Origin of the sequence: Aquisphaera insulae (genome assembly GCF_011064615.1) — a bacterium.
GTDB lineage: Bacteria > Planctomycetota > Planctomycetia > Isosphaerales > Isosphaeraceae > Aquisphaera > Aquisphaera insulae.
Map to the genome: position 1 here is coordinate 1 of NZ_JAALJH010000237.1, position 909 is coordinate 909.

General features: G+C 69.6%; 1 pseudogene. It reads left to right on the forward strand.

Annotated features, from left to right (window positions below):
- Positions 1–909: pseudogene (locus G6O54_RS36940) on the forward strand (hypothetical protein); the annotation flags it as partial.

Below are 909 nucleotides of genomic sequence, written 5' to 3' on the forward strand. Positions count from 1 at the left end.
CCTCCGCGCCCAGGTCCGGGATACGGCCGTCAGCTCGATCAGTTGGGACACGACCAACCTCACGCGGGCCTCCAGCATCTCCGGGTCCAGCACCTATCGCCTGACCTTCGGCTGGAGCGGGAGCACGAGCCCCCTCCCTTCTCACAATAGCACCACCCTGTCGGTGACCGACACCAGCGGCCACACCGAGACCTTCACCTACGACTTCCTGGTCCCGGCCGGCGGCGGCGGTTACTCCGGCGGCGGCTCGGCGACCTGGCCGTCCTCGCTGGCCCCGGACCTCCAGCTCGCGTCCTCGCCGTCGATCGACAGCCACAACCTTTCCCTGGACGCCACCAGCGGCGCCGCCGACACGACGCTCGACTTGCCGAGCTACAGCCCGAACATCCCGGGGCTGTCGCTGACGTACGACTCGCTGACGGCCGACCCGCGGCCCATCGTCACGATCCCCCACGTCCTGAACGACGCCCTGGCCATCCCGGCGAAGTCCAGCGGCCAGATCACCGTCACGCCCGCCGGCGGCGGCACGGCCCTGTACACCGGCAGCACCTGGTACTACAACACCAGCCAGTTCATCCCCGGCGACATCCAGCAGATCGCCCTCCAGTCCGACATGACGGGGCAGTCCACGAATCGCTATGACTACTCGGCCACCGTCGTCGATTACCGCACCACCAACACGACCGCGACCCTGACGGGCACGATGACCGTGCTCAACCAGGCGTCGAGCGCCGTCGGTGCGGGCTGGACCGTGCAGGGGCTCGAGCACCTGACAGCCGCCTCCGGCGGGATGATCCTGGACCTGGGCGGCGGCGGCCGCACCCTCTGGTTCAGCGGCTCGCCGGGCGCCAGCGGCGGCACCTACACGACCCCCAAGGGGGACTTCAGCACGCTCGCGAAGATCTCGGG